This is a genomic window from Streptomyces sp. NPDC058001 (assembly GCF_042886315.1).
Lineage (GTDB): Bacteria > Actinomycetota > Actinomycetes > Streptomycetales > Streptomycetaceae > Streptomyces.
The window spans coordinates 59,131-83,079 of sequence record NZ_JBHVQT010000024.1; the positions used below are offsets into that span (position 1 = coordinate 59,131).

General features: G+C 67.8%; 40 protein-coding genes. 21 read left to right on the forward strand and 19 right to left on the reverse strand.

Annotated elements, in window-relative coordinates; all coding sequences use genetic code 11:
* From ACFVT5_RS41335 to ACFVT5_RS41350, 4 genes are read left to right on the forward strand one after another with little or no spacing between them, the layout of a single operon-like run.
* Positions 1–1,176, forward strand: a complete 1,176-nt coding sequence (locus ACFVT5_RS41335) for a siphovirus ReqiPepy6 Gp37-like family protein (protein WP_389899264.1) — start codon at positions 1–3, stop codon at positions 1,174–1,176.
* A gap of 2 nt (positions 1,177–1,178) precedes the next feature.
* Positions 1,179–2,195 carry a hypothetical protein gene (locus ACFVT5_RS41340; protein ID WP_389899265.1) on the forward strand — a complete coding sequence of 339 codons (1,017 nt, stop codon included), beginning with the start codon at positions 1,179–1,181 and terminating at the stop codon, positions 2,193–2,195.
* A gap of 19 nt (positions 2,196–2,214) precedes the next feature.
* The gene (locus tag ACFVT5_RS41345) at positions 2,215–4,815 is read left to right on the forward strand and encodes a glycosyl hydrolase family 28-related protein (RefSeq protein ID WP_389899267.1); all 2,601 of its coding nucleotides are present in this window, start codon (positions 2,215–2,217) and stop codon (positions 4,813–4,815) included.
* Between the two features lie 5 nt (positions 4,816–4,820).
* The gene (locus ACFVT5_RS41350) at positions 4,821–5,099 is read left to right on the forward strand and encodes a hypothetical protein (protein ID WP_389899269.1); all 279 of its coding nucleotides are present in this window, start codon (positions 4,821–4,823) and stop codon (positions 5,097–5,099) included.
* A 93-nt stretch (positions 5,100–5,192) separates the two neighbouring features.
* On the opposite strand, the gene ACFVT5_RS41355 is transcribed toward ACFVT5_RS41350, so the two are convergent.
* The 8 genes from ACFVT5_RS41355 to ACFVT5_RS41390 all read right to left on the reverse strand — a co-directional run bounded on the left by ACFVT5_RS41355 (position 5,193) and on the right by ACFVT5_RS41390 (position 8,386).
* Positions 5,193–5,549, reverse strand: coding sequence for an HIT family protein (locus tag ACFVT5_RS41355; RefSeq protein ID WP_389899270.1), 357 nt, complete (start codon positions 5,547–5,549; stop codon positions 5,193–5,195).
* Complete coding sequence (locus ACFVT5_RS41360; RefSeq protein WP_389899272.1) at positions 5,546–5,914, reverse strand: hypothetical protein; 369 nt, start codon at positions 5,912–5,914, stop codon at positions 5,546–5,548. The genes ACFVT5_RS41355 and ACFVT5_RS41360 overlap by 4 nt, the downstream gene beginning before the upstream one ends.
* On the reverse strand, positions 5,911–6,096 hold the full coding sequence (locus ACFVT5_RS41365; RefSeq protein WP_389899274.1) for a hypothetical protein: 186 nt from the start codon (positions 6,094–6,096) through the stop codon (positions 5,911–5,913). Before ACFVT5_RS41365 ends, ACFVT5_RS41360 begins: the two co-directional genes overlap by 4 nt.
* Entirely contained in the window at positions 6,093–6,434 is a 342-nt protein-coding gene (locus tag ACFVT5_RS41370; RefSeq protein WP_389899276.1) for a hypothetical protein, read from the reverse strand. The genes ACFVT5_RS41365 and ACFVT5_RS41370 overlap by 4 nt, the downstream gene beginning before the upstream one ends.
* Positions 6,435–6,465: 31 nt before the next feature.
* Positions 6,466–6,675, reverse strand: a complete 210-nt coding sequence (locus tag ACFVT5_RS41375) for a hypothetical protein (RefSeq protein ID WP_389899278.1) — start codon at positions 6,673–6,675, stop codon at positions 6,466–6,468.
* The gene (locus tag ACFVT5_RS41380) at positions 6,665–7,096 is read right to left on the reverse strand and encodes a helix-turn-helix domain-containing protein (protein WP_389899280.1); all 432 of its coding nucleotides are present in this window, start codon (positions 7,094–7,096) and stop codon (positions 6,665–6,667) included. Before ACFVT5_RS41380 ends, ACFVT5_RS41375 begins: the two co-directional genes overlap by 11 nt.
* Complete coding sequence (locus ACFVT5_RS41385) at positions 7,089–7,862, reverse strand: hypothetical protein (protein ID WP_389899281.1); 774 nt, start codon at positions 7,860–7,862, stop codon at positions 7,089–7,091. Before ACFVT5_RS41385 ends, ACFVT5_RS41380 begins: the two co-directional genes overlap by 8 nt.
* 218 nt (positions 7,863–8,080) lie before the next feature.
* Positions 8,081–8,386: a hypothetical protein gene (locus tag ACFVT5_RS41390; RefSeq protein ID WP_389899282.1), complete on the reverse strand. Its 306-nt coding sequence runs from the start codon at positions 8,384–8,386 to the stop codon at positions 8,081–8,083.
* A gap of 207 nt (positions 8,387–8,593) precedes the next feature.
* On the opposite strand from ACFVT5_RS41390, the gene ACFVT5_RS41395 reads away from it, so the two are divergent.
* The 5 genes from ACFVT5_RS41395 to ACFVT5_RS41415 are packed head-to-tail and all read left to right on the forward strand — an operon-like array spanning position 8,594 to position 11,000.
* Positions 8,594–9,505: an N-acetylmuramoyl-L-alanine amidase gene (locus ACFVT5_RS41395; protein ID WP_389899283.1), complete on the forward strand. Its 912-nt coding sequence runs from the start codon at positions 8,594–8,596 to the stop codon at positions 9,503–9,505.
* The gene (locus ACFVT5_RS41400) at positions 9,502–9,849 is read left to right on the forward strand and encodes a hypothetical protein (protein ID WP_389899285.1); all 348 of its coding nucleotides are present in this window, start codon (positions 9,502–9,504) and stop codon (positions 9,847–9,849) included. Before ACFVT5_RS41395 ends, ACFVT5_RS41400 begins: the two co-directional genes overlap by 4 nt.
* Before the next feature lie 14 nt (positions 9,850–9,863).
* Positions 9,864–10,049 (forward strand): hypothetical protein, encoded by a 186-nt coding sequence (locus ACFVT5_RS41405; protein WP_389899287.1) that lies wholly within the window; start codon positions 9,864–9,866, stop codon positions 10,047–10,049.
* Positions 10,050–10,086: 37 nt separating this feature from the next.
* Complete coding sequence (locus ACFVT5_RS41410; protein ID WP_389899289.1) at positions 10,087–10,353, forward strand: hypothetical protein; 267 nt, start codon at positions 10,087–10,089, stop codon at positions 10,351–10,353.
* Positions 10,350–11,000, forward strand: a complete 651-nt coding sequence (locus ACFVT5_RS41415; protein ID WP_389899290.1) for a collagen-like protein — start codon at positions 10,350–10,352, stop codon at positions 10,998–11,000. Before ACFVT5_RS41410 ends, ACFVT5_RS41415 begins: the two co-directional genes overlap by 4 nt.
* A 21-nt stretch (positions 11,001–11,021) precedes the next feature.
* Here ACFVT5_RS41415 and ACFVT5_RS41420 read toward each other — a convergent pair whose 3' ends face one another.
* From ACFVT5_RS41420 to ACFVT5_RS41430, 3 genes are all read right to left on the reverse strand, one after another.
* The gene (locus tag ACFVT5_RS41420) at positions 11,022–11,660 is read right to left on the reverse strand and encodes a hypothetical protein (protein ID WP_389899291.1); all 639 of its coding nucleotides are present in this window, start codon (positions 11,658–11,660) and stop codon (positions 11,022–11,024) included.
* Between the two features lie 107 nt (positions 11,661–11,767).
* Positions 11,768–12,361: a hypothetical protein gene (locus ACFVT5_RS41425; RefSeq protein WP_389899293.1), complete on the reverse strand. Its 594-nt coding sequence runs from the start codon at positions 12,359–12,361 to the stop codon at positions 11,768–11,770.
* A 288-nt stretch (positions 12,362–12,649) separates the two neighbouring features.
* Positions 12,650–13,069: a hypothetical protein gene (locus ACFVT5_RS41430; RefSeq protein WP_389899295.1), complete on the reverse strand. Its 420-nt coding sequence runs from the start codon at positions 13,067–13,069 to the stop codon at positions 12,650–12,652.
* Positions 13,070–13,213: 144 nt separating this feature from the next.
* Between ACFVT5_RS41430 and ACFVT5_RS41435 the strand changes: the two genes are divergently transcribed.
* The 7 genes from ACFVT5_RS41435 to ACFVT5_RS41465 all read left to right on the forward strand — a co-directional run bounded on the left by ACFVT5_RS41435 (position 13,214) and on the right by ACFVT5_RS41465 (position 17,124).
* Positions 13,214–13,552 (forward strand): hypothetical protein, encoded by a 339-nt coding sequence (locus ACFVT5_RS41435; RefSeq protein WP_389899296.1) that lies wholly within the window; start codon positions 13,214–13,216, stop codon positions 13,550–13,552.
* Positions 13,549–13,815 (forward strand): hypothetical protein, encoded by a 267-nt coding sequence (locus ACFVT5_RS41440; protein ID WP_389899297.1) that lies wholly within the window; start codon positions 13,549–13,551, stop codon positions 13,813–13,815. The genes ACFVT5_RS41435 and ACFVT5_RS41440 overlap by 4 nt, the downstream gene beginning before the upstream one ends.
* Positions 13,812–14,315: a hypothetical protein gene (locus tag ACFVT5_RS41445; protein WP_389899299.1), complete on the forward strand. Its 504-nt coding sequence runs from the start codon at positions 13,812–13,814 to the stop codon at positions 14,313–14,315. Before ACFVT5_RS41440 ends, ACFVT5_RS41445 begins: the two co-directional genes overlap by 4 nt.
* Positions 14,312–15,331: a tyrosine-type recombinase/integrase gene (locus tag ACFVT5_RS41450; protein WP_389899301.1), complete on the forward strand. Its 1,020-nt coding sequence runs from the start codon at positions 14,312–14,314 to the stop codon at positions 15,329–15,331. The genes ACFVT5_RS41445 and ACFVT5_RS41450 overlap by 4 nt, the downstream gene beginning before the upstream one ends.
* Positions 15,328–15,918, forward strand: coding sequence for an endonuclease domain-containing protein (locus ACFVT5_RS41455; RefSeq protein ID WP_389899302.1), 591 nt, complete (start codon positions 15,328–15,330; stop codon positions 15,916–15,918). The genes ACFVT5_RS41450 and ACFVT5_RS41455 overlap by 4 nt, the downstream gene beginning before the upstream one ends.
* Positions 15,919–15,996: 78 nt before the next feature.
* Entirely contained in the window at positions 15,997–16,335 is a 339-nt protein-coding gene (locus ACFVT5_RS41460; protein ID WP_389899304.1) for a hypothetical protein, read from the forward strand.
* 135 nt (positions 16,336–16,470) lie between these two features.
* The gene (locus ACFVT5_RS41465) at positions 16,471–17,124 is read left to right on the forward strand and encodes an HNH endonuclease family protein (RefSeq protein WP_389899306.1); all 654 of its coding nucleotides are present in this window, start codon (positions 16,471–16,473) and stop codon (positions 17,122–17,124) included.
* Positions 17,125–17,352: 228 nt separating this feature from the next.
* Here the strand turns inward: ACFVT5_RS41465 and ACFVT5_RS41470 are convergent, their stop codons facing one another.
* Together ACFVT5_RS41470 and ACFVT5_RS41475 are read right to left on the reverse strand one after the other, a co-directional pair.
* A complete protein-coding gene (locus tag ACFVT5_RS41470) occupies positions 17,353–17,523 on the reverse strand; it encodes a hypothetical protein (protein WP_389899308.1) in 171 nt (56 codons plus the stop codon).
* 147 nt (positions 17,524–17,670) lie between these two features.
* Positions 17,671–18,003 (reverse strand): hypothetical protein, encoded by a 333-nt coding sequence (locus ACFVT5_RS41475; RefSeq protein ID WP_389899309.1) that lies wholly within the window; start codon positions 18,001–18,003, stop codon positions 17,671–17,673.
* A 138-nt stretch (positions 18,004–18,141) separates the two neighbouring features.
* Between ACFVT5_RS41475 and ACFVT5_RS41480 the strand changes: the two genes are divergently transcribed.
* The 3 genes from ACFVT5_RS41480 (at position 18,142) to ACFVT5_RS41490 (ending at position 20,577) form a co-directional block, all read left to right on the forward strand.
* A complete protein-coding gene (locus tag ACFVT5_RS41480) occupies positions 18,142–18,870 on the forward strand; it encodes a hypothetical protein (RefSeq protein ID WP_389899310.1) in 729 nt (242 codons plus the stop codon).
* 92 nt (positions 18,871–18,962) lie between these two features.
* Positions 18,963–19,544 carry a hypothetical protein gene (locus tag ACFVT5_RS41485; protein ID WP_389899311.1) on the forward strand — a complete coding sequence of 194 codons (582 nt, stop codon included), beginning with the start codon at positions 18,963–18,965 and terminating at the stop codon, positions 19,542–19,544.
* A 169-nt stretch (positions 19,545–19,713) separates the two neighbouring features.
* Positions 19,714–20,577: a Ku protein gene (locus ACFVT5_RS41490; protein WP_389899312.1), complete on the forward strand. Its 864-nt coding sequence runs from the start codon at positions 19,714–19,716 to the stop codon at positions 20,575–20,577.
* A 3-nt stretch (positions 20,578–20,580) separates the two neighbouring features.
* Here the strand turns inward: ACFVT5_RS41490 and ACFVT5_RS41495 are convergent, their stop codons facing one another.
* Both ACFVT5_RS41495 and ACFVT5_RS41500 read right to left on the reverse strand, forming a co-directional pair.
* Positions 20,581–20,919, reverse strand: coding sequence for a DUF6233 domain-containing protein (locus tag ACFVT5_RS41495; RefSeq protein ID WP_389899314.1), 339 nt, complete (start codon positions 20,917–20,919; stop codon positions 20,581–20,583).
* A 10-nt stretch (positions 20,920–20,929) separates the two neighbouring features.
* Positions 20,930–21,484, reverse strand: a complete 555-nt coding sequence (locus tag ACFVT5_RS41500) for a hypothetical protein (protein ID WP_389899316.1) — start codon at positions 21,482–21,484, stop codon at positions 20,930–20,932.
* 69 nt (positions 21,485–21,553) lie between these two features.
* Between ACFVT5_RS41500 and ACFVT5_RS41505 the strand changes: the two genes are divergently transcribed.
* Positions 21,554–21,766, forward strand: coding sequence for a hypothetical protein (locus ACFVT5_RS41505; RefSeq protein ID WP_389899317.1), 213 nt, complete (start codon positions 21,554–21,556; stop codon positions 21,764–21,766).
* 171 nt (positions 21,767–21,937) lie between these two features.
* Here the strand turns inward: ACFVT5_RS41505 and ACFVT5_RS41510 are convergent, their stop codons facing one another.
* Genes ACFVT5_RS41510 through ACFVT5_RS41520 form a run of 3 tightly spaced genes read right to left on the reverse strand, consistent with a single transcriptional unit; the run spans position 21,938 to position 22,618 of the window.
* Positions 21,938–22,135: a hypothetical protein gene (locus ACFVT5_RS41510; RefSeq protein WP_389899319.1), complete on the reverse strand. Its 198-nt coding sequence runs from the start codon at positions 22,133–22,135 to the stop codon at positions 21,938–21,940.
* A 9-nt stretch (positions 22,136–22,144) separates the two neighbouring features.
* Positions 22,145–22,333 (reverse strand): hypothetical protein, encoded by a 189-nt coding sequence (locus ACFVT5_RS41515; RefSeq protein ID WP_389899320.1) that lies wholly within the window; start codon positions 22,331–22,333, stop codon positions 22,145–22,147.
* A gap of 33 nt (positions 22,334–22,366) precedes the next feature.
* Positions 22,367–22,618: a GntR family transcriptional regulator gene (locus tag ACFVT5_RS41520; protein WP_389899322.1), complete on the reverse strand. Its 252-nt coding sequence runs from the start codon at positions 22,616–22,618 to the stop codon at positions 22,367–22,369.
* A 192-nt stretch (positions 22,619–22,810) separates the two neighbouring features.
* On the opposite strand from ACFVT5_RS41520, the gene ACFVT5_RS41525 reads away from it, so the two are divergent.
* On the forward strand, positions 22,811–22,987 hold the full coding sequence (locus ACFVT5_RS41525; protein ID WP_389899323.1) for a hypothetical protein: 177 nt from the start codon (positions 22,811–22,813) through the stop codon (positions 22,985–22,987).
* 158 nt (positions 22,988–23,145) lie between these two features.
* On the opposite strand, the gene ACFVT5_RS41530 is transcribed toward ACFVT5_RS41525, so the two are convergent.
* On the reverse strand, positions 23,146–23,385 hold the full coding sequence (locus ACFVT5_RS41530) for a helix-turn-helix domain-containing protein (RefSeq protein WP_389899324.1): 240 nt from the start codon (positions 23,383–23,385) through the stop codon (positions 23,146–23,148).
* Positions 23,386–23,949 lie beyond the last annotated feature (564 nt).

Below are 23,949 nucleotides of genomic sequence, written 5' to 3' on the forward strand. Positions count from 1 at the left end.
ATGAACTCGACAGCACTCCGCGTCTACGTCCGCAACTCGACCTTGCAGCGAATCGGGCAGGTCGACGACTACACCAGCCTCAACGTCATTCCCCGCCACAACGCCATCGGCGCATTCACCCTGGAAATCGCCGCCGACTCGGACAAAGCGTCGCTACTCGTGGAGGGCAACGGGCTGATTATCCGCACCGCGACGGGTGATCACGTCATGTCCGGGCCGATCCGCACGGTGGACTGGACCCGCTCCTCCTCTGATGGCGGCGGCGGCAAGCTGACGATCGGCGGCACCGACGACACCGAAGTCCTCGCCCGCTACGCATGCTGGCCGTCACCGGGGTCGGCGATCGGATCGCAGTCCGCATCCGTATACAAGATCTCTGCCGCTGCCGCCGAAACGGCGATGCGGACCCTCGTCAACGTCAACGCCGGACCCGGAGCACTCGCATCCAGGAAGCACGCGCTACTCACCCTCGCCGCCGACGGCCTCCACGGCGGCCCCCTGGTCCGCGAGGTCAACCAGTTCGACAACCTCCTGACCGTCCTGCAGGACATCGCCAACGCCGCAGGCTTGGGCTTCCGCGTCGTCCAGGTCGGAGCTGCGCTCCAGTTCCAGGTGTATGCGCCCACCGACCGGAGCGGCACCGCCCGGTTCAGCTTCGGCCTCGGCAACCTCACCGACGCCTCCTACACGACCACCCCGCCGACCTGCACCCGCGCCATCGTTGTTGCAGGAGGCGGCAGCTCGCCGCGCGTCTGCAAGACATACGACCGGCCGGACCCGCTGTTTCCCGGGCTCGTCCTGGAACAGTTCGTAGACCAGACGTCCGTAGATACAGCCTCCGTCGACCTCGCCGCACAGATGGACCAGGCAGGCGCCGAAGCACTCACCAACGGCGCCGGACAAGGCAGTTTGTCGATCTCACCGATCGACATCCCCAACCTCCGCTACGGCCGGGACTACAGCGTCGGCGACACCGTGTCCGCGCAACTCCGGGGCGGTGCTTGGTACACGGACGTCGTCCGCGAGGTAACCCTCGCCTCGTCGGCAGACAACGGCACCACCGTCAAAGCCACCGTCGGCGGCGACACCGGAACCAACATCGTCGCCCGCATCTACCAGCACCTCGCCCAGGTCAAGAAGGACGTCGGGCGCCTCAAAACACGGAAGGCGGCCTGACCATGGCTGAGTTCTCCGCGCCGTTCGACGGCAGCCCGATCACCACCCAACTTCAGTGGTCCCGCGTGGCACGACGCTGGGGTCTGGACGGAGTCCATGACACCGACCCCAACAGCACCACACTCAAGGCCACCGCCTCCGGCACCAACACCGTCCTCGTCGCACCCGGCCGCGCATTCGTCAACGGCTTCTACTACTTCAACGACGCCAACAAAGCCCTGAACGTGCCCGCCAACGCGGCCGGTGCTGCCCGCATCGACCTCGCTGTGCTCCGCGCCGACCAAGCCGCCAAGAAGGTCACCGCCGAGTACAAGACCGGCGGAACGTCCGCGCCGACCCTCACCCAGGACGACGTCGGCGTCTGGGAGATCCCCCTCGCCCAATGCACCGTCGCCGCCGGATCGTCCGTCGTCACAGCAGCCAACACCATCGACCGCCGCTACATGACCGGCCGCGGCGTCATCCCAGCCGTCCCCGGCGCCCGCCCTCCGGCAGCGAAGAACCAGGTGCTCGTCGACAGCGGCAAGCTCTACGTGGGCGACGGCGCTAGCTGGCTGTGGCTCGCCTCTGCCGGAGTCGACGACTCCACCTACACCCCGGTGTGGAACTCGTCGACCACGACCATCAACTGGGGCTCCGGCAGCACGAACATCGGCCGCTACCAGGCCGTCGGGAAGCGCGTCGACGTGACGATCCAACTCATCCCCACCGGCAACCCGCCCGCATACACCGAGCCGATCCAGGCCACCCTGCCGCCCGGCCTCCCCTGCACATCCGCCTTCCGCTCGCTGTTCACCTGGAACTTCACCTCCGCCAACGGAGAGGGCAGCGCGACCGGTTCCGGCATGACGTTCCCAACGACCGACGGCACCAACAAAATCGCCCGGCTCCGCTACCCCACCTCCACCGGTAACTCCGTCAACGACACCCCCAACACCGTCAACCTGCTGACGAACAGGCCGTTCGACATCCGCAAAGACGACGTTCTCACCATCGACGGCTCCTACTGGCTCGCCTGAGCTGAGAAAGAAGGCACCAATGGCCAGGCATCTATTCGGCGGCAGTCCCGCCGACTACGCCTCCGAGCGCGTGGGCTCCCAGCTACTGCTGCGCCCCGGAGCCGTCGGAACCGTATGGACCTCCCGCACAGGCGGCACCCAATTCACCGACCTCACCGATCTGGCCGGCACGCCAATCTCCCAGGTCACCGCCGACTCCGACGGCGGCGTTACCTTCTACGGCCCCGACGGCACCACCAGTTGCTACGTGGATTTCGGCTACAGCCACCGGTACACCATGACCGCCACCGACATTGGTGACGTCCTCACGGGCTTCATGGGTCGGGGCGGTCAGCCGGGCGGCTGGCTTCAGCTCGACGAAAGCGGCGGCATTCCCACACCGTTGCTCCGCAGCAGCATCGACTGGATCATCGCCACCACCGCCCCCTACAACGCCAAGGGCGACGGAGCCACCGACGACACCGCCGCATTGCAGGCCGCCGTCGACGCCGCAGCAGCAGCCCGCACCACCCTGTACATCCCCGCTGGCACGTACATGGTGTCCTCGCCGATCCTGCTGCCCGCTGGCGAGGGCTACGCGCTGGCAGGCTCTGGCTGGGGGACCTCGCTCAAGCTGGCCAACGGGGCGAACACGTTCGTCCTGGCGATGCAGGGGGAGGACACGCGGGTCATCATCCGCGACATGAAGATCGACGGGAACTGCTCGGGCCAGTCGACAAGCGGATCGTCCGGCGGCATCAACGCCGCGGGTGCGGTTGCCTGCCGCTTCGACAACGTCCACTTCGTGGCGTGCCGCGACGACGGCCTCTACCTTGGTGGCCAGACAGGCGGCGCGTTCGGCCACAACAACCGGGTCATCGGCTGCCTTTTCGACGGGGCCATGGCCTCCACGGGGCCCGGCCGAGGTATCCACCTGAACAGCAACGATGAGAATCAGATCGTCGCGTGTGATTTCGAGTTTCTCGGCGGATCCGGCGGCACGACCTGGGGTACTGCGGTGTGCATCCTGGACCGGGCCGGCACGCAGTTCATCGATGCCTGCAATTTTGTCGGTGGCGCGACGAACAACACCAAGGGTGTGCGGCTTCAGGACTGCTCGTCCACGAAGATCGTTGGCTCGAACTTTGACGGCACCGCCGGGGATAGCATCTTCATCGCCGGGACGGGGAACGTCGTCACCGGATGCACGATCTTCTCGCCAGGCGAAGTCGGCACCGCTGGTCAGGCATCAGGCATCCACATGGAGTACGGCGCCACCCGCAACTTGATCCAAGGTAACTCGATCGCCTCATCGGCGACTGCGGGCAAGACGCGCAGCCTCATCCGAGAGGAAGCCTCCGGAGACGCCGGGTTCAACCTCATCAGCGGAAACGTACTGACGACCAAGGGGACGCTGGCTGTCGGCCTCACGGAGCTGGCGGGCAAGTACTCGATGGTGCGCGCCAACATGGGCGCACCCGGATCGAACATTCCAGAGCAATCGGGGCTGTACGTGCCGCCCGGCTGGGGGCAGTTCTGGCGAGCCAAGCGGGACGCAGCCAAGGCCGGCACGGGTCTCGCCCGGATCGTCACGGTCGGTGGCTCGGCCACGCTCGGCTATTTCGCGTCCAACCCGCGCACCAAGTCGTGGCCTGGGCTGGTCAGTGCGGCGTTGCAGAGTGTCTACGGTGACGGCGGGAGCGGGTTCCACGGCGTCAGCCTCTCCCAGAATCTGACCGACGCCGGACCGTATGCGGCCTGGCTCACTGCGGGAGCTGCGGTCGCGCAGAGCGGCACGTGGACACAGGGCGGCTCCACCTACGGACCGGGCGCAACGTACCTGTATTCGGATGTCACCGGGGCGACGTTGACGTTCAAGGCGCGCGGCACCACGGTGCGGATCTACACGGTGACCGGGTCGGGCACCCGGCCCGCGATGCTGTACAGCATTGACGGCGGTGCTGACGTGTCCGTTGCACAGCCGTCCGGCACGGCCGCGATCCAGACCACCACAATCACCGGCCTGTCGAATGTCGAGCACACCGTGCGCGTGAAGGTCGGCACCGCAACTACCGGTCAGTACGTCAGTGTCTGCGGAGTGAGCGGGGAGAACGCATCCGGGGTCATCCTCCACAACGTTGCGCTCGCCGGGGCGACCAGCGCCCGCTACGCCAACAACGCACCGACCGCGTTGAATGCCGTGTGGAATGGGGGCGCGTCTTTCCCAGCCGACCTCGCCGTCTACTCTGCGGCCCCGAACGATGCCGCAGCGGCCAGCGGGGGCGTCACCGCCGACGCGTGGCTCGCCAACGTACTGTCCTGGTTCCAGGCCATCCGGTCCGCTGGGATCGCGAGCACGGGCGCGGACGTGCTGATCGCGCTGCCCCATGTCGGGACTCACGAGGGCGCGAACGCGAAGTACATCGAGTACTCGAAGGCGATCCGCCCGCTTGCTGACATCTACGGGTTCGCTGTGATCAACTGGTGGGTCGAGGGTCAGCAGTCGTGGGACTGGTGGAACCGCTTCGGCTACTGGGGGACTGCGGCAACGCCGGGCGCGGTCGGTACGGACGGCGTCCACTTGAGCGATCAGGGGTTCCAGCACATGGCGGACCAGGTGGCGCCGCTCCTGATCGGCTGAACGACATGCCGATCATGACGGACGCGGCTGCGGGCAGCATCGTTGGGGTGCTGCCCGCGTTCGACGGGCTGATGGTGCAGGTGTCGGCGCCGTCCGGCACGGACACGACGGGGGTGCCACCGGGCGGGGGAGTGGTGGGCTGGGTCCTCGTCTCCGACCCGGAGACTGCGGGCGGGGCGCGGGTTGATCCCGTGTTCCTCGCGGACGGCAGGGCGTGGACGCCGGACCAGTACCGGGCCGCCTACGGGCAGCAGTTCACCTTCCGCGTCGACCGGGCGCATTGATCCAGAAGGCGGGTTGTAGGGTCAGCCGCCCGTCGGGGTCTCGATCCCACCAGTACGTCTTGCCGAACAGGTAGACGATGCGCTGACTGTCGCTCATGGCTTACCCCTCCCGCTGTACCAGGGCAGCGCCAAGCCATCGTTCGCGGCGCGGGGCACGAGGTGCAGGTGGAGGTGGAACACGGATTGCGTGGCCTCGCGGCCCCGGCTGGTGATGAGGTTCATAGGCCGGTCCATCCACTGCATGAGCTGGGCTGCGCGCCGCATCGTGTCCGCAGAGACGGATGGGTCGCTCGCGAAGTCGCGGACGTGCCTCTTAGGGATCACGAGGGTGTGACCGTCGACTACGGGGTTCAGTGGGGTGATCGCGATGGTGTCGGACCACTCGTGCACGAACGTGGCGGGCGCGCGACCGGTATTGATCTCGCAGAACGGGCAAGGCTGGTCGCTCACGGCCGTTCCTCCAGTTCTTCATCCGTGCCCAGTGGGTAACGGAGTCGGTGGAGCCGGTCGCGGCTCCAACAGGTGAACCGGCCCTTCCGCACGGCGTCCAGAACACCCGGATCCGTCGAGCCGTAGGCGCGTGCCAGGAGTCGCAGCCATTCAACGTCCACCCACTCCACATCGCGGTGGTAGTAGTGGGGAGGGCAGCCGATCTCGACTGGCCCGCCAGAGACGTGCTCGACCAGCAGATCACAGGCGGGGTGGCCTTCGATGCCCGCCTTGATAGCGTCCGCTGCCTTCTCTGGCGTGCGGTACTCGCCTGCCGTGGTCGCCGGGTCGTGGGAGAGGCAGAGGACGTAGTAGGTGCTGCTCACGGCGCCTCCTGGTGTTCGCGGCCGTCGAGGCTGGCGTGGGTGAGGACCACACCGCCCGGGGTTGTATAGGGGGCGGGCCCGCAGGGGCAGTCGGGCGTGAACTCGTGCACGATCACGTCGTCCAGCGGCACGGCGTGCACCACGTCGTCCGCCGTCTGGCGGGCCAACCACGGTGGGGTCATTGGTCGATCACCGGCCGGACATTGAACGTTCCGTCGGCGGCGAACACCGCCTTGATGTCGGCGATGGTCATGCCGTCGAATGTCTGCCAGCAGTTCGGGCAGGGGTCACCGTTGAGGGGAACCGGCTTGGCGCAGTAGCGGCAGGGATCGCCCGGTTCTTCCTGGCTGGTGCTGCATGGGTGCTGGTCGAGGTGCTGGGGGTGCTCGTCGGCCCAGTTACAGAACCCGTCGCGCCGCTCCCCGCAGGTGCGGCAGATTGTTGGGTCCGTGCGATCGCGCCAGTGTGGCTGGTAGTTCTGCCCGCATCGGGGGCAGGCGAATGGTTCTTCAGTCGTCATCGCGAGGCATCCACCTTCCGTGGCGGGCGGCTCATGTGCCGCCTCCGAGGCTGCTCTTGAGCATGGCTTGCACATAGGCCGCAGCGACCGCTTCGGCGTTGGCGGCGCTCCATCCCCGTGTGACCATGTCGGCTTTGACGCCTTCGGCGGACTCCAGGATCGGCGTGATCAGGTCCCGGGTCTGCATGCAGGCTTGCGCTACGACCTGTCGCATCGCGTCGAGTGCTTCGTCACGCGGCATGATCGGCTCTGTTGCTGGCGGCGAGGACGGACACGACCCGGGCTCCGGGCGCCGTAAACGCCAGCTCCTCGCCGTAGTAGAGACAAAGCCAACCGCTCGGATCGATCTCGGCCCGGTCGCAGGCGACTCTCACGACAGCGCCGTTGTCCAGGGTGACGTCGTACTCGCGCCGCGCGGGCATGGCCGCGTCGTCCGGGTCGGCCGACATGAGGCCCGCCACGGTCGTACCCAGCGCGTCAGCGAGGACGGCGATGTCGTTGACGGTGATACGACGGCGTCCATTCTCGATCGCCCCCACCGGCATCGGCGACAGGCCACTCCTCGCCGCGAGTTGGGCCGCGAGACGGTCCTGGCTGAGGCCGAGAGCCTTCCGCAGCCGCCGCGCATTCGCGGCCACTACCTGCTCCGGAGTGTCAGACATCGCCAACCTCCCGCCCGTCGTGCGGGCGGGCCCTCGCCTTGTCGATCGAGGGCAGTGGGGTGCCCAGGCCGCACCAGTAGCGGGTGGTCCCGACCGCTTCCACGTCTACTGCGATACGCGCCGTACCGACAGTCGGCAGGGATGCGGGGGGCTCGGTCGCCGCCCGGCCGGTGCCGTCGAGGGCGGCGTCGATCAGATCCGCAACAGGCTCCCAGGTGCTCGTCACGGCGCGGATCCGGGCCACCTCCGCACGGACCCGGGCGATCGTGGCCTCGGCGGCTTCGGCCCGCGCGTGCTGCTGGGCACTGTCGCACGGCTCGCCCGGGTCCGTGAGCATCGAGTTGAGCATCGCGCGGATGAAGTCGGTCGTGGTCTCGCGGCCAGCGCGGGAGTCGAGGGCGTAGCGGAACTTGTGCAGCCCCTCACGCAGCCTGGCCAGTTCGTCCGCCTCCGACTCGCCGGACTGCTTGAGGCTGCGGTCGTGGTGACCGTGTTCGGGGCAGGTCCCGGCTTCCCCGGAACACTCCGTTGGGTCGGACGGCTCGGGCTTCACCACGGTTCGCGCCGTGTCGACTAGCGCTAGCAATTCGTCGTTCGAGGGCTCATGCCCGGCGTTCTTCCAGCGCGTGAAGATGAGCTGCAAGGTGTTGAGGGCGACGCAGTCCGGGCCGGATTTGGGTTCCGGGAACGCCCGCCGGATGCGGGCGAGTGACGTCTCGCCGATGCCAGGCACCGCAAGCAGTTCCTCGTCCGTCATCCGGCGCACGTCGGCAAGCGAATGACCGTGGAAGTGCAGAGTGTGCGCTACCACGACGGCCTTCCGGCCGCCGCCGAGCGCCTGAACGAGCGCGGTCCCGCCGCCGTGAAGGAGACCGTCAGCGGTATCGGGTGCGGGGCAGTCGATCCGGGAGCAGGTGACGTGCCCGCCATCACCGAGGAACAAACTGCTGCCGCCACAGGCGGGGCAACGACCCTGAACGACAGTCATGACTGGTCGCCAGCTTCGCCGAGGAGCCACACGCCGTCGATGGCGTAGCCAATTTCTTCGCCATCAATCGAGAGGCGGTCGCAGTTGAGCGTGAGCGTCAGATGCCCTCCGTGAATGCCAGGGCCGAAGGGCTCGAAGGTCACCTGATGCTCGCGGCTTACCGCAAGCCGCGCGCCATTGATCGTCAGGCTGGACTGACGGTCGCCCGACAGCACGAAGCGTTCGTCGCTCTCGCGGTGGACGCTCACTAGTCGACTGATCTCGACGGCAGGCATGGAGATGGGGTCAGTGTTCTCGCTCATGGCGGTCTCCGGGTGCGGTTGGGTGCGGGTGGCGGCGGGCCGGACCCGCACAGCCGGGCCCGCCGCAAGGGGTCTGAACCGGTGACGGGACCCCACCCGGAGCATAGACCATCACCTTGGAAACGTAGGTGATGTGGATGCTGTGGCCTATGATTCAAAGGTCAAGCGTCGGTGTGGGTACCCCGGCAAGGACCAGCAGGAGGCATCATGGCCGCACCTCTATCCGCGAGCAGTTTCCTGGACGCCCTCAAGGCGGAGGGCGTCACCGTCGTCGAGGTCGGCAACTGGCGCGACCACAACCGCAACCACAAGGGCCCGTGGGGCCCCGTGCACGGCGTGATGATCCATCACACCGTCACCAAGGGGACTTCCCGCACAGTCCAGATCTGCCGCGAGGGATACGCCTCACTGCCCGGCCCGCTGTGCCACGGCGTCATCGCCAAGGACGGGCGTGTCCACCTCGTCGGCTACGGCCGCGCCAACCATGCAGGGCTCGGCGACCCAGACGTCCTGGCCGCGATCATCGCCGAACGCCCGCTACCCACCGACGACGAAGCCACGGTCGACGGGAACCGGGCGTTCTACGGCTTCGAATGCGAGAACCTCGGCGACGGCAAAGACCCATGGCCGGAGGCTCAACTCCTGGCGATCGAGCGGGTGGCGGCGGCGCTCTGCCGACGCCACGGATGGTCCGAGCGATCCGTGCTGGGCCACCTGCAATGGCAGCCCGGAAAGATCGACCCCAAGGGCTTCACCATGACCTCGATGCAGGACCGGGTCGCGAAGCGTCTCGGGAAGACGAAGCCCACCGCCCCGCCGCCGCCCCCAAAGAAGCCCTCGGTCGATCTGTCCAAGCTGATCGCGGCGGCCCGCACCGACCCCAGCCGGAAGGGCACCCCAGTCACCTACTCGGGAACTCTCGCGGTGGAAGCCGCCCTCGTCGATGAGGGCCTGCTCGCCCGGCCCTACAGCGACGGGCACTTCGGCTCGGTCACCGTCACGGCATATGCGCAGTGGCAGCGCCGCCTCGGCTACCGGGGCACGGCTGCGGACGGCATCCCCGGCAAGGACTCCCTCACCCGCCTCGGCGCGAAGCACGGCTTCACGGTGATCGCGTGATCCTCAACCTGACCCCGCACCCGATCCGCCTGTACGCCGCCGAGCGGGAGGACGGCATCGACGACCTTGAGCCGCACCTGCGCAAGGTCATCGAACCCGAGGGGACGCCCGCCCGCCTCGCAATGATCGAACTCGGCACCCAGGGCGACAGCATCGAACTCGTCGAGTACGGCCACGCCCACGACCTGCCTCCCAAGCGGGACGGCTATCGGTACGTCGTGTCCCTCGTCGTTGCCCTGTCCCTCGTGCCACGTGGCCGCGACGACCTCCTCGTCCCGTACCGCGAAGTCCGCAACGCCTCCGGAACCGTCATCGGCTGCCGCCAACTCGCGCAGCCCGTCTGAGAATCGAGAACCCCATGAAGATCTCCAGCATCGCCAAGTCGCTCATCGCCGGTATCGCGGCCGGATCCGCAGCAGCCGTCACCGCGATACAGGACGGCGCCCTCGACACCGGCGAGAGCGTCACCATCGCGCTGGCTGTCCTAGGCGCGTGGGGCATCACCTACGCCGTGCCCAACAAGCAGCCGACCACGGACGCCTGACCCTGCCCCGTGAACATGCCGAGGGGACGGTGGTGGCGTGGACGCGGCCATGGTGACGGCGATCGCAGCACTGATCGGCGGGCCCCTGGCCGCGTGGGGCGTCATGCACGGCAACCGCGGCGCAACCAGGGCAGCCCGGGAGGGCAACGCGGTGAACGGCTTCAACAGCCTGACGGACCAACTCCAGGAGGAGAGGCAGGAGCTACGCAGCGACCTCGCAGCCGTGCGGGCCGAGCTGGCGACCGAACGCCTGGAATCCGCACGACTGCGGCTGATGGTGCAACAGCTCGGGGGGACACCATGACCCGCACCGAGATGGTCTTGTACCGCAACCGCCGCCTGCTCATCCTCACCGCCATCCTCCTCACACTCGGCGGCGGCGTCGCCCTATCGCTCCTCCTCATCCACCGGGAAGCAGACGCGCGCGCCGAGGTCGCCCGCGAAGCAGACCTACGCGGCACCGCAGTGTCGACCCTCGCAGGGGACGTCCGCGCGCTGCGCGAACAGATCAAGGCGGAGGGACGGACACCGGTCGCACCGGACCCGACGCGCGCGGTCGACGACCTGCCTGCACGAACCACCGTCCCCGTACCGATCCCCGGCCCCCGTGGAGCGACCGGCCCATCCGGAGCGCCAGGCACACCCGGCCCGACCGGACCATCCGGTCAGAACGGAGCAGACGGAGCCCCCGGCAATACCGGAGTGACAGGCCCACCCGGAGCGCAAGGGGTGACGGGACCCGCCGGCCCTACCGGCCCCGCCGGACCACCAGGACCCGCCGGAGCGAACGGCCGCGACGGACAGACCTGCCCCGACGGCTACACGCTACGGGCCCCCTCATACGACCCGGACGCCCTCATCTGCCGCAAGAACGGCGCCCCCGACCCCAGCACGACACCGGGCAGCCCGCAGGCCGCGGGGCTCGACCCGACGCGCCGGCAGTACACGTAGACCGAGGCCGCAGGCCGGGGGCTACCTGATCTCGCCCTCGAACTCGGGGAACTCCAGGTCGAGGGCGTCGCTGATGCGCTGCACCGTGACCACGATCTTCTTGCCGTAGCGGGTCTCCAGCACGTTGTCGTCGGTCTTCGTCACCGTGCGGCCCGGAGCAAGCCTGCCCTCCAGCGGCGACGCCCCATTCTCGAACGCGGTCGACGCGGCCTCACCGCCATCCGTCGCACCCTCGATAATCGTCGACAGATCACCGAGATCTACTGACGCCTTGCCCGTGTTCTCGATCTTCAGGTTCAGCCGGAAGTCCGTCTTGCCCGGCTCCGCAGACTCGTACAGGTCCGCGTCGTAGTCGGTGAACCGCTTCGCCTCAACGACCGTGACCTTCAGGCCGTCCGGCCACGTGTACGACTTGCCGAACTTCAACACCTCCGCGCCTACGGTGCCGTCCCCACCGGTCCCGGCACCCTCACCGGAGCAGTACTTCGTCCAGTCGGCCTGACTCACCTCTTCCGCCATACAGTCGAAGGTCTCCTCAGCCTTCGGCGTCTTCGAAGTGGCCGGCTTGTCGGCGGTGTTGGTGTCGGCGCTGCTACCGCAGGCGGTGAGAGCAGCGGCGAGCATGAGAACGGCAGCCGAGACGGTAGTACGGGTACGCACGGATTCCCCCCGAGTGATGCTGATACAGGCCGGTTACGGTAGTCCACTCGTAAAGAAGACGTGAACGCCGTGATTGATCCGTGACTCCGCGACGGTCAGCAGGCCACCTACCAGGGCTCGTTCGGCAGTCGGCGGGCCAGTACCCACTCCTCGTCGCCGACCCGGCACGTGAGGACGAGGCGCACGGGGTACCCGAGGTACTCCTCCTGCCAGTGGTCCATGGTCCTCCCTGTCATCCACGTTCCAGGGCGGGTCCGATCCATCTGAAAGGGACGCCCCCGTCCCACCTTGAGGCGGAACGAGGCCACGGCGCGGCCATACTCGTCCGCTCCATCCGTTCGGGGCGTGAAGCGGAAAGGGCCCCACACGTGGTTGTCCAACTGCTCACGCGTCGCGCTGCTCGGCGTGAGGCGGGAACGATCCCTGTCGTCGTCATCGACGCGGATGCTCACGATCTCGACCTCGCCGAGTTCATCCGGCCCTACCAACTGCACGTCCAGCGTGGAGTACTCCCGGTTCGGGCCGCCAAGCGTCAACGCAAACTGCGGACGCCGCTCCTCATGTCGCCGATCCCGCTCGATACGAGCCAAGGTCTCCGCGGTCTTCGTGGAACGGTGCGCGGCAAACCACGCGCCGGCCGTCGCGACCGCGCTCAGGGCGGCCGTGGAGAAGGTGGCAATGTCGGCCCAAGGGATGCTCATGCGCCGGAGGGTAACCCGTGATTCCCCGCGCTCTGGGGTGACTTGACACATCGCCGCCCCCGACCCCCCCGCCGCAGTAACGGCAGGGGGTCGGGGGCGGGTTCGCCGTACCCTGGGGGCAGCCGCCGGCCCGAGAAGCCCGCGCGCCGGACGCGTCCACGGCCCGGTGTGCGCTGCGGCGAGTGGATAGGAGGGCCGGAGCCGACGGGCAACGGCCCTCCGCCGTGTAGCCTCGCGCATGCCTGAGCCCGGCCCGCTAACCTCGGGCCGGGCTCGGTGCGTCGTGGATCATGCCGCCTTCGGTAGACGGATCGTCAGGGTGGGGAATCCGTCCGGGATGCTGTCAAGGTCATCCTCGGTGACTAGGTACATCAACTCGTCAGGGTTATCCGGGCCGTACCCGTTCTCCTCCATGAAGGCTTCGACGTCCGGGCGGTCAAGGAGGCCGGGGATCTCCGGGCAGTCAGGGTCGGCGAGTTCGTGCCCAGGCATGCGATCGCCGGACTCGGCGGAGACGAGAGCGATGGTCATGGTGTCCTCCAGGATGCGGTCGATGGTTGTGCGGGCGATGCCGGTGAGGGTGTGGATGCGGTTCTTGGTGACTCCGACGGTTGTGGCGTCACGCACCATGCGGTCGCGGCCGTCGGCGATCTGTCGATAGTGGCTGAGGAGTTGTTCGGTGGCTGCGCGCATCTCTTCCCTCGTCATGCATCGAACGCTACATGTAGCATTCGCTACAGTCGAGGCGGAGTCGATTGACTAGCGCATAACGTTCCCTTGAGCGCTGCCAGTTGATCAGTGCCACCCTCGATAACATGCAATATCGCGGGCGAAAAATTGGTACAATTAGCCATGGCCGATGACCAGTTGATGTGGACGTCCGTCCTCGACTCTCCATGCTTGGGGAAGGTCGACCCGTGGCGCCTTGACGAGTGCACTGAGTGCGAACTTGATGGCTGCTGCGCCATGCACGAGTGCTACAACGACGACTCCAGCACGGTCCTGCACATGGACTGGTTCCGCGACTTCGCATCTCCTGACGAGGTCGAGTGCGGCAGCGTGGGCGGTCCCGTGAATCTGGTGCCGTCCCAGTACGCCCCCCGCCCCTGCCAGTTGCCAACCGGCCACAACGGGAAGCACCGTGCTCGCACGGGCTGGTCCTGGCCGCTGAAGACGCGGAGGGTGGCGTGAGCGCCCGGTCCCCGCTGATCGCCGACCACTGGTTCCGCGAAGGCCCCGTCCAATCCGATGGCTCGGACGGCTACTGGATCTGCGACCGCTGCGGCCAGCATCGAGGCGACCACCTGCAAGTCGAAGGCCACTGGCTGAAGCCTCTGCACGCGTTCGTCCCCCTGGTGAACTACCGGCCGTCGTACTGCCGGGCCTGCGGTCGGGAACGGCGCCACACGACGCACACCCCGTGGACGTGGGAGCAACTGGAGGCCGTCGCATGACCGTCGAAGTCCTGCGCACGTACCGCTTCCGGTGCGACGCAGCCCACTGCACGCTGTCCGCCCTCTCCGAGACCGACGATGCCCCCGTCGGCTGGACGACGATCGACAGCATCACCCACCAGTCGCACGCTCCGCTGCCGTCAGCAAAGGCGGGCCGGACCCTGCTGCGGGCTCTGGATGTCCGGTCCCTCCGATCACACGGCCGCTTCCGGCTCCACCTGTGCCCCACCCACGTGGGCGTCCTGGGGGAGCACACGCCGCAGACCGACAACGAGGGCGGCCAAGGCGCTTCCGTGGCCTGCTCCTGCGGTGAGCGCCTCGCCTGGTCCACGCCGAACACCAGGACGCTCTGGGTTCAGCACTACGAAGCCGTCTCTGTCCGGCAGGAGGGCGAGCAGCGGCGCTGCGGCTATACGAAGCGGCACCCCTCGCACACGTTCATGCGCCTGGAAGTCCTCTTTCAGTGCCCCGGCGAGCACGGGACGGAGGGCGAGCGATGAGCGGTGACCTCATCCCGCATCAGGCGGACGCCACCCCCGCCGTCTACGACGCTGCGACGCTCGCTGTCCTCCACGCCATGGAAGAGGCAGCCGAGCAGCACCTTGACAGCCTCATCCCCAAGAACACGAAGCGCGGCTACGAGAATGACTGGGATCTCTGGAAGGAGTTCCACGCCTGGCTCGCCGAACGTACCGGCCACCACATGCCGTTGACGGCCGTCACCAAGGGCACGCTCGTCGGCTTCGTCGTCTGGCTCGACACGATCAAGCTCGCCGCACCCACGTCCATCGACCGACGCATCACCGGAGTCACCGTCACCGCGCGACGCGAACACGGAGTCGAGGTGCCGAAGGAAGCCACCGTCGCCGCACGCAAAGCCCTCAAGCCGCTTAAGAACGACGAAGACCGCATCGCGCGCGGCCGGGGCGCCGCCAAGGCCGCCACCCCCGAACAGCTCAAACAGATGGCCGCCGCCGTACCAGACAGCCTCACCGGACTCCGCGACCGCGCCCTCTGGCTCATGGCCTTCTTCATCGCCGGACGCTCCGCCGAAGTCGCCGCCCTCCGAGCCGAAGGCATCACCCTCCACAGCCAGGGTCTCAAAGTCCGCGTCCCCGGCGTCAAGGGAAGGCCCGCCCGCGAAGTCGTCGTCATCTCCGGCAAGAACCCCGACCTCTGCCCAGTGCGAGCATGGTCCACCTGGAAAGCCGCCAGCGGCATCACCACCGGCGCCGCCTTCCGCGCCATCGACGTCTGGGGCCACATCGCCGACCGACACCTCACCGCCGAAGCCGTCCGCGACATCATCGCCCGCAACGCCGAACGCGCAGGCGTCGCCGTCCGCCTGACCGGCCACAGCATGCGAGCCGGATTCATCACCGCATCCCGCAGGGCCGGGAAGCGCGAAGAGAAGATCCGCGAACAGTCCGGCCACGCCGAGAACAGCCCAGCGTTCTGGGGCTACATCCGCGAGGCCGACAAGTGGACCGACGCAGCGAGCGAGGGGATCTTGTGACCAGTCGCTGCACAGCAACCACGAAGTCTGGCAAGGCGTGCCAAGGGGAGGCCAGTCGCTGGCCTCACGGCACCCCTGGGAATCCTCAGCGCTGCGGCACCCACTTGCCCGCACCTCTGCGCGAGATCCGTGACGCTGGATTCGCCGAAGTTGAGCGCCGCCATACGGAGCGCCTCGATGCTCGAACCCCCGCATGCTGGACGTGGGCGTCGCCCCCTCTTGACGATACGGATCCCCGATTCGTCCTCATCTCTTGGCACGCCAGCCGGTGCGCTGCCTGTGGATTCCGGGATGCACGTCTAGTCATGGATCACGACCATGAGACCGGCCTCGTCCGGGGGCTGCTCTGCCGGAGCTGCAACAGCTTGGAGCCTCACGACAACGGCCTGTTCCGCCGGTACCGAGAGCGACCGCCGGCACGGATCCTCGGCATCCGTCTGCGCTACTTCGACCCTCGGCGCGGATGGGCGGAGCCGCGTGCCATCGCCCCGTCGACCCTCGACAACCACCCCGCCTACGCGCTCGCCGCCAAGCTCGCGGGACGCCTCCAGCCGGAGCAGGGGGAGGCGCCTGAGACAGAAGGCTGATCGTGCCCTACCTTGGGGGCAGGCGCGGGGCCTGCCGCGGTCGGGGCTGATCGACCGTATTTGAGTCTGGGAGGACTCATGCCCATAGGCCGCGTTAACGCCGCCAAGTTTATCGCTCGTCACCTGCCCGAGCCGCACGAGACCGACCTCGGCGGAGAGAAAACCCACCACCGCCTCGCCGCAACCCATGCCGACATCTACTGCCCGCCGACTGGGCATCACATCGGCTGGCAAGATTGCTACGACGGCGCCAACGTCCTTCCGCTGCCTCTTAAAGCGGACCTCTTCCTGGAGCCCGATGGCCAGCCCCGCCAACTCCCAGGCCATCTAGTCGGGGAGCAAAGGGAGCAAGCCGAACAGACGACCCAACTGGCAGTCTGGATTCGTCGCGAGGCAAACCGCCGTAACCTCCACTGAGAGCTACATCTGGCCCCGCCTCGCGTTCCCCGTCGAGGCGGGGCTGTCGTCTGCCGGTACGACGATTCCCCTCACCCGGGTGACGCGCGCCAGGACCCCGGGCGGGTCGGCCGTCGACCGCACTAGAACCGGATCATGCTCCGTATCGCGGCAGTTGCCGCCCTCCTCGCCCTGCCCTTGTCCGCCTCGCCGGCTGTTGCCGAACAGGCTCCGGCCTCCGTTACGTTGCCGATCGCCGCTGCGGTGGATTCGCTGCCGTTGGCCGCCGAGTCCCGCGCCGGGTACGAGCGGGACCTGTTCAACCACTGGACCGATGCGGACCGCAACGGGTGCAACACCCGCGCCGAGGTGCTGATCGCCGAGTCCCGGGTGGCGCCGACGATTGAGCCGCGCTGCAAGGTCACGGCGGGGGAGTGGTACTCGTACTACGACGGCGTGTCCGTGACGGCTCCGGGCGGCCTGGACATCGACCACATGGTGCCCCTGGCTGAAGCCTGGGACTCGGGAGCGAGCGGCTGGACGGCGGCCCGACGCGAGGCTTACGCGAACGACCTGGACGCCGACCGGTCGCTGGTGGCGGTGACGGCACGCACGAACCGCAGCAAGGCCGACCAGGATCCGGCGGAGTGGCTGCCGCCGCTCGCGGACGCGCGCTGCACGTACACGGCGGACTGGGTGGCGACGAAACTCCGCTGGAGCCTGTCGGTCGATGACCGCGAACGGGCCGCGCTCGTACAACTGGCGGACGGGTGTGGACAGCAGGACGTGGAGTACGAGCCCGCCCCGTAACCGCCGTCTGACATCCTGGCGTTGGCCTCGCTCGTCTGCCTTGGGGAACCTCGGCACCCGAGAACCTGTCGGTGGATAGCCGGGCGGGCCACGTCTGCCGGGATCAGGTCGGAACCAGGTGACTGGATCCCTCCCGCCATGCGGCGCCCGATTGAGGGAGTCACGCCGTGCGGGTTGAGGCCCCCGGAGACACAGCGCCCGGCCCAACTCGGGGCGGGCGCCAGTGTGTTAGCTGCTGGACGACTTCGCTTTGACGCGGCTCCAACATCCGATGGCCGCCGCACCGAGCCCTGCCGTGATGATGAGGTCAAACGGGTCGCCGCGTTTCGTGAAGCCCATCAGCCCGCCGAGGGCGAGGCAGGTGAACAGGATGGCGAGTAGGACCCAGACGGGCTTCACGGCGACCCCCAAATGTGCAGTGAGGGAGGCAACATAGCGCCAGTGGCGTCGGGGTGGTGGGGGTTTGGCCGCTCTGTCCTGGTCGCGATTTGTAGGCGTTGTGATGGGGCGGACGCCACTGGGCATGCAGTGCCATCACGATGGTCGTCAGACGATCTGCTCGATGCGGTCCCGGAGGCTGTCGAGCGCGGCTTCGACGTCCTCGTCCGCCTCCCAGCCCCAACGGCTCTGGCTGTGCAGGTAGGTCCAATTCGCCCCGGTGATGAGCGCGAGGTCTTCGAACGTCTTGACGGTCTTGACGATCTCGTTGATCTGCTTCTTCGTCAGGGGGTGGCGGGTGACGCGGATAGGGAAGGTCTCGGGGTCGACCAGGCCCTCGGGCGACCAGGCCAGGTGGGCCGAGCGGGCCGAGATCTCCAGGGTGATCTCCCAGCCCTGCTGGTAGTAGTCGGTTAGGTCGGTGGTGGTGGTGACGTTCATGGTGGGGTCCTCCTCGTCGGACGGGCGGGGTGGGGGCGGTTTCTTAAGGTGCGTAAGGGCGACGCTCAATCCATAGAATCGTATGACGTCATCCATTTCAAGTGTCTACCATCATCCATTTCTTGCTAGGGTGTGGGTATGGCACCTGATCCCGCACCCCATCTCGACGGACCCGAAGCCGCCTTCGACGCACTGATCCAATGGGGCGAGGAGTACCGGCTCCTCATGGCGAAACGAGACCCCCTGGTCAAAGGGGCACTCCTCGGACCCCTCACCGGGCACGGCGGCATCACGAACGCCCAGCGCGCCACCGGCCTGACACGGCAGACCCTCTATCGGGCCAGGGACAGGGAAGAGATTCCCGTCCTGGACCAGGACCACAACGACGACCTGGACTGGGACGAGTACGCCGACTACCTGGACACCCTCGCGGACGACATCGACGCGTCCCTCGCCAGAATCCCCCGACCGCAGGGAACCGGGCGGACCTTCACCTCGGACGACCTGCGCGCCGGGCTGCTGCGGAAGGTGGCCGAGCGGGTCCGCGCAACCGAGTGGACCGACCTCGGGTACTGGGCCCTCACCATGGAACTGCGCCAGCAGGCCGCAGACTCCACCCGTCCCACTGCGGTCCTCCAGGAGGACTGGCGGGAGACGGACGACAGCCGCACCCAACGCGAGACCCTGGCGCAAGTCCTGGGTGAAGTCGCCGACCAGATCACCCGGTACCGGACCGAAGGGCCGTCGGCCGCCGGATTCCTCGACCCGGACACCCTCACCCGAGCGCGCAGCGACCGCCGACCGCCGTCGTCGCGGGCGATGGCCCAGCCGGACGGCGACGGCCCGGACCGGGAGGCGGACCGGTGATCCCCGACGTGCTGATGTACGACGTACCGCGCCTCACGGACCTTCCCCACTGGGCCCAGGGGTGCCAGGACCCCGGACCCCGGGGACGCAGCGTGTTCGAGACGAGCCGACAGTTCCTGATGACAGGCTGCTTCTTGGCAGGCGGGATGGAGCCCGGCTGGGAACGCGTCGGCGAGGAAGCCGAGCGGCGGATCTGGGCCTCTGGACGGGGCACCGGTCACACCCGCCTTGTCACCGGCACTATCGCCTTCGCGGGCCTGGTTGCGATGAGGGCCGTCGAGTTTCACGTGGGAGCCGTCCAACCCCACGGATCCCTTCGCCAGTTCACGTTCCATGCCATCAACGGGGTCTATCCCCACGATTTCCATTCCTTCAGCGGGATCGATCCCGCCTCGAACGCGCTGCCCGACGGGACGTCACCCGGTGCGGCCGGTGCGGCCCTGGTGCACTATGTGAGGACCCGCCGCACCGAGATCGACCGTCGGACCCGGACCATGTCGGATCTCGTCGGCCGGGCGGCCATGGCGCGCGGCTTCGCGAAGGCCGTGGGCCCCCTGCTTGTGGAGGTATCCGACGGCATGATGGCCAGGAGAAAGCCAGATCCAACTGCACCACCCGCCCGAGCGCTCCGCGCCGAATACGTTCCGCGCCTCCGATATGTTCGAAGCATGTAAGACGGGCGCGTAATCCGGTAGTGACGGTCACTCGACTCCAGGGCGAGGTGCAGCAGTCATGCCCCTTCGGCCCTGGAGATCTTTGCGGGTTCCCGGCCCGAGGTCCTCGGCGCCGTGCATGGCGGGTGGGGTGCTCGTACCCTGACCAGGGGGCGTCTGGAGGTAGCCCATGCCCAGCATCTGGTCCGGCGCGATCAGTTTCGGCCTGGTCACCATCCCGATCCGCGTCGAGGCCGCGACCGAGAACCGCAGCATCGCCTTCCACCAGTACCACCTCCCCGACATGGCGCGCGTCCGCGTGAAGAAGGTGTGCGAGCTGGACGGGAAGACCCTCGATACCGACGAGATCGGACGCGGATACGAGACCACCGAGGGGGAGCTGGTGGAGGTCACCGACGACGAACTCGACTCCATGCCACTGCCCACCGCCAAGGCCATCGAGATCGAGGCGTTCGTACCCGCCGACAGCATCGACCCGATCCGCATCGGACAGGGCTACTACCTGGAGGCCGACGGGCAGGTCGCGGCGAAACCGTATGTGCTGCTGCGCCGGGCGCTGGAGCGCAACGCCAAGGTCGCGGTCGCCAAGTTCTCGTGGCACGACCGGGAACGCCTTGGCCTCCTGCGGGTCAAGGGCGGAGTCATCGTCCTTCACGCCATGAAATGGCCCGACGAGATCCGCTCGCCGGAGGAACTGGCACCCACGCCGACCGAGGTATCCGCTGCCGAGATCGGTGAGGCCGTCCAGCTTCTTCACGAGCTGGAGGTCGACGACCTGAGCGGCTTCCGTGACGAGTACAGGACGGCCCTGGAGAAGGTCATCGAAGCCAAACTCGAAGGCAAGGAACCACCCACCGCGGCAGAAGAGGAGCCGGAGCAGCCTGGCGGCGTAGTGGACCTGATGGCGGCCCTGGAGCAGTCCGTAACCCGCGCCCGGGAATCGAGACGCGACGCGACCGTGCACGACATGCCGAAGAAGCGGACCACGAAGAAGACCGCCAAGAAGGCGGCCCGGAAGCCCAGGAGCGCGTGACGGCTACTCCAGCACCTGGAGGGCGGTGTCCGGTCTGCACTGCGGGCAGGCTGTCACGCCGTCCGCAAGGGCCCTGATCGCCTGTTCCCGACGGAGTGGTCGACTGCGCTTCCCGGCGCTCCAGCAGTCCCCAACGTGCACGTACACCGGGGGCGCGGCTGGGTTGAGGCTCATTTCGACCAGCCAGTCCGGCGGGGTAGGACGGGCCTGCTCGCCGCGGCGCCGCTCGGTCTCTCTGCGCTCTTCGGCGGCCTTCCAGCGGCGGATCTGCTCCAAGTGCAAGACCGCGACGCGTTCGGCGAAGGCAAGCAGTTCGAGACGGGACGGCGGTCTGTCGGTCATGATCGTGCTCTCATGCGGTGCGGGACTGGATGGTGCGGGAATCCCACTGGTAGTGCCGGTGGTAGCGGATGCTCGTCTGCCAGTCGGGCTCCCACAGGCGCGGCCAGACGACGACCGTGACCTGCCCATCGAGCCACGCGTAGCGGCGGATCATCCGTGCCGGATGCCAGGTGCCGCCGATTCGGACTTCGCAGTCGCGGGCTGGCTCGAAGCGGGTGATCTGCGGGTCGCCTTTCAGTGCTCCATGGTCGGCGGGGGAGGCGTCGCCGTCGCAAGGGTCATGCTCGGCCGCCGCAGTGACCGTGGGGGAGAGGCACTCCAGATCCATGCCAGCAGTCCGGAACCAGCCGAGACGGCCGCCGCCCGGTTGGTGTAGGCCGACGTACACGAGCACGGCCCGCTCGCGGCCGGCCAGCTCGCACCAGGCGAGGACCTCGCTGGACTGTGGGCGATCACCGGCCCGCCATCGCGCCCATAGACCGCTCCGGCGGAAGTAGCTGTCGCGCCAGGCCGGGGGGTGTGCGGGTACCGGGAGTGGAACCTCCTCCGCATTGCTATCGTTCACATGTTCGAATGTATCTCAGGGGTGCACGTGAGGCGACCGCCGGGATGCCGCCCATGGCACGCTGACCTCGTGAACGACCAGCGCTACCACCTCACCCTGTCGACCGGCGACCGGCCCGCCATGCACGGCTGGTGGGGCAACCGCCAGGTCGCGGACCGCAAGTTCACGCGCTGGGTCGGCGAGTACTCCGACGTCGCCGGCGCCCGCATCGTCCTCACCGACGAGGAGGAGCAGCGGGTCCTCGCGTCCTGGCCCGAAGAGACGGACCGCCTGCCAGACTGACCGCGTCCCTCGCTGAACCCCCGTCGGCGAGGGACACCTCTCACCTCGCCGCGTTGTCAGTGCCCGCAGTTACGCTGACGGCATCTATCCGCGCTGCATGGCTGCACGCGCCCGCCCCGCACTCCCGACCCCAACCGGGGACAGCGACGGGAGAGCGGGGCGCACGAAGTCTCAGGCCGCCGCCGCGTACCGGACTTGATCCTTGAGCGCCAGCTCGACATCCATCCGCCGCAGGCCCGCAGACGTTGCGAACGCGGCCACGGCCGCGTGTACGGCCCGCGCCTCGTCGAGGGTCAACCGCCCGGCCTGGATGGCCTCCCAGGCGGAACGCTCCAGCGCGATCAGATCATCGGGGAGTTCGATAGCCACGGCCGGATCCTACGCGGCCTCGACGACGTCGACCCGCTCCGCCGCCACAGCGACCGCCCACTCGGCCACCAGCACCTCGTACCTGGCTCGGGTCTCCCCGTACAGCCATCCACCAGCCCGCGCAACGAGAGCGCGGATCTCCTCATTCACCACAGCGGCAGGCCGCACGCGACCATCAAGCGGGGGAGTGGGAGGCATGCTGAGCAGTCTAGAGCGGGGGTACGACAGCAGTCAGCCCTCAGCGACAGGCGGCTGGTCGGCGACGAACGACCCGAGGCCGACCTCCGTCCGAATGAGCCCCTCGGCCTTGAGATGGGCGAACACCTTCTGCACCGTCGACGCGGCAATCGAGAACTCGGTCGACAGCTCCACGACCGAGGGAACCCTCGCCCCGGCCGGGTAGGTGCCGTCGGCGATCCGCTCGGCGACTATCGCCGCTACCTGCCGCCAGACGGGCCGCGTCCGGTCAAGATCCACACTCACACGATCGACGCTAGATAACCGCAGTACACCGCGCGACCGCAGTAAAGTACGGTCTACTGCGGTATACCGCAGTGAAGACCCCCGCGACCGTGCGACCGGTCCGGGGGCGTGGCCGACGGACGGAGCGCCGACGTGGACGAGCCTAAGGACCAACCACCCGCGCGCGTAACCCGGCCGCCCGTCATCGCATCCATGGCTCGCCTCAGCCCTCTCCAGGAAGCCTGGAGCCGCTACGTCACCCACACCAGCGAGTGCCCCCAATGCCGCAACATCGACAGCGGCCGATGCGACGCATCCGAACGCCTATGGAGCGCGTACCAGGCGCAGGGGGACGAGGCGTACCGCCGACTCCGCGGCGCCGGCGGCTGAGGGCTTGACGCCCCGCCAGTTGCCTCGCTGAGCGAGAAGCGCTGGCCAGAGGGTGCGCGGACTGTAACAAATTCACTCGGGGTGTACACCGAGTTCACGGACGGATGTAGCGGACACACTTGTCCCAGCGTCAACAACCTGTTGTTATTGACGACCGTTCAGCCGTGGAGGAGGTCCGTGACGTGCACCCCGAGGACGCGAGCGATACGCATCAGGGTCCCGATGCGGGCGTCCGCTGTTCCGCCTTCGATCTCCTGGTATGTCGACCTGGCTATGCGGGCGGCGAGGTAGACGCTCTCCTGGGTGCGATCTTGTCTGATCCGGGTGATGCGGATGCGGTCACCGAGGGCGCGGCGCTCCTGGAGGAGCCACTCGTCGTCGTCGGGCAGGTTGGGCACTCGACAAACGGTCTGCCGAAGATGATCATAAGTCAGCCCGGTTTACCGGGCATTTTGTGATCATGAAACTCTCGCAGCCCTGTGGCGGTCTGGCATATGCCGCAGGGCTCGGGGTACGGTCCTGAATCGAACACGTGTTCACCCGAATGGGTGACTGACCCGGAACCTGTACATCCACTAGACATAGGTGACGGTCACACCAATGAGCGTGCCGGGCGCCACCGAATGGCTAGCCCCCCCTCGGTGGCCACTCGGCACTCGGGGCGACCCCTCGCACCAGGAGGTGTGAGGGGTCGCCTGTGCCGCCTGACCAGCACAAACGCGTAGATCATTTAGGGGAGATTTAGGAGACGCCCCCCGGTGTCAGGACCGCATTGGCGACGTAGCCCCAACGTGCCGCCAACGGCAACGCTACGAGTGGAAGGTCGAACGCGAGCCTCTCACCTGCGCCCTTGCGTCGATCGCCGCAGGCGACAGCCTCACCCGGCAGGGGGCCCAGCCGAGGACACCTGCCCTTACAAGGCAGATGTCGGCGGTTCGAAACCGTCCGCGCCCACCCGGTGA

Coding starts and splice junctions, on each gene's coding strand:
- ACFVT5_RS41335 (WP_389899264.1), top strand. CDS start 1: ATGAACTCGACAGCACTCCGCGTCTACGTCCGCAACTCGACCTTGCAG.
- ACFVT5_RS41340 (WP_389899265.1), top strand. CDS start 1,179: ATGGCTGAGTTCTCCGCGCCGTTCGACGGCAGCCCGATCACCACCCAA.
- ACFVT5_RS41345 (WP_389899267.1), top strand. CDS start 2,215: ATGGCCAGGCATCTATTCGGCGGCAGTCCCGCCGACTACGCCTCCGAG.
- ACFVT5_RS41350 (WP_389899269.1), top strand. CDS start 4,821: ATGCCGATCATGACGGACGCGGCTGCGGGCAGCATCGTTGGGGTGCTG.
- ACFVT5_RS41365 (WP_389899274.1), bottom strand. CDS start 6,096: ATGACCCCACCGTGGTTGGCCCGCCAGACGGCGGACGACGTGGTGCAC.
- ACFVT5_RS41370 (WP_389899276.1), bottom strand. CDS start 6,434: ATGACGACTGAAGAACCATTCGCCTGCCCCCGATGCGGGCAGAACTAC.
- ACFVT5_RS41375 (WP_389899278.1), bottom strand. CDS start 6,675: ATGCCGCGTGACGAAGCACTCGACGCGATGCGACAGGTCGTAGCGCAA.
- ACFVT5_RS41380 (WP_389899280.1), bottom strand. CDS start 7,096: ATGTCTGACACTCCGGAGCAGGTAGTGGCCGCGAATGCGCGGCGGCTG.
- ACFVT5_RS41390 (WP_389899282.1), bottom strand. CDS start 8,386: ATGAGCGAGAACACTGACCCCATCTCCATGCCTGCCGTCGAGATCAGT.
- ACFVT5_RS41395 (WP_389899283.1), top strand. CDS start 8,594: ATGGCCGCACCTCTATCCGCGAGCAGTTTCCTGGACGCCCTCAAGGCG.
- ACFVT5_RS41405 (WP_389899287.1), top strand. CDS start 9,864: ATGAAGATCTCCAGCATCGCCAAGTCGCTCATCGCCGGTATCGCGGCC.
- ACFVT5_RS41415 (WP_389899290.1), top strand. CDS start 10,350: ATGACCCGCACCGAGATGGTCTTGTACCGCAACCGCCGCCTGCTCATC.
- ACFVT5_RS41425 (WP_389899293.1), bottom strand. CDS start 12,361: ATGAGCATCCCTTGGGCCGACATTGCCACCTTCTCCACGGCCGCCCTG.
- ACFVT5_RS41430 (WP_389899295.1), bottom strand. CDS start 13,069: ATGACGAGGGAAGAGATGCGCGCAGCCACCGAACAACTCCTCAGCCAC.
- ACFVT5_RS41435 (WP_389899296.1), top strand. CDS start 13,214: ATGGCCGATGACCAGTTGATGTGGACGTCCGTCCTCGACTCTCCATGC.
- ACFVT5_RS41445 (WP_389899299.1), top strand. CDS start 13,812: ATGACCGTCGAAGTCCTGCGCACGTACCGCTTCCGGTGCGACGCAGCC.
- ACFVT5_RS41450 (WP_389899301.1), top strand. CDS start 14,312: ATGAGCGGTGACCTCATCCCGCATCAGGCGGACGCCACCCCCGCCGTC.
- ACFVT5_RS41460 (WP_389899304.1), top strand. CDS start 15,997: ATGCCCATAGGCCGCGTTAACGCCGCCAAGTTTATCGCTCGTCACCTG.
- ACFVT5_RS41465 (WP_389899306.1), top strand. CDS start 16,471: ATGCTCCGTATCGCGGCAGTTGCCGCCCTCCTCGCCCTGCCCTTGTCC.
- ACFVT5_RS41475 (WP_389899309.1), bottom strand. CDS start 18,003: ATGAACGTCACCACCACCACCGACCTAACCGACTACTACCAGCAGGGC.
- ACFVT5_RS41480 (WP_389899310.1), top strand. CDS start 18,142: ATGGCACCTGATCCCGCACCCCATCTCGACGGACCCGAAGCCGCCTTC.
- ACFVT5_RS41490 (WP_389899312.1), top strand. CDS start 19,714: ATGCCCAGCATCTGGTCCGGCGCGATCAGTTTCGGCCTGGTCACCATC.
- ACFVT5_RS41495 (WP_389899314.1), bottom strand. CDS start 20,919: ATGACCGACAGACCGCCGTCCCGTCTCGAACTGCTTGCCTTCGCCGAA.
- ACFVT5_RS41515 (WP_389899320.1), bottom strand. CDS start 22,333: ATGCCTCCCACTCCCCCGCTTGATGGTCGCGTGCGGCCTGCCGCTGTG.
- ACFVT5_RS41525 (WP_389899323.1), top strand. CDS start 22,811: ATGGCTCGCCTCAGCCCTCTCCAGGAAGCCTGGAGCCGCTACGTCACC.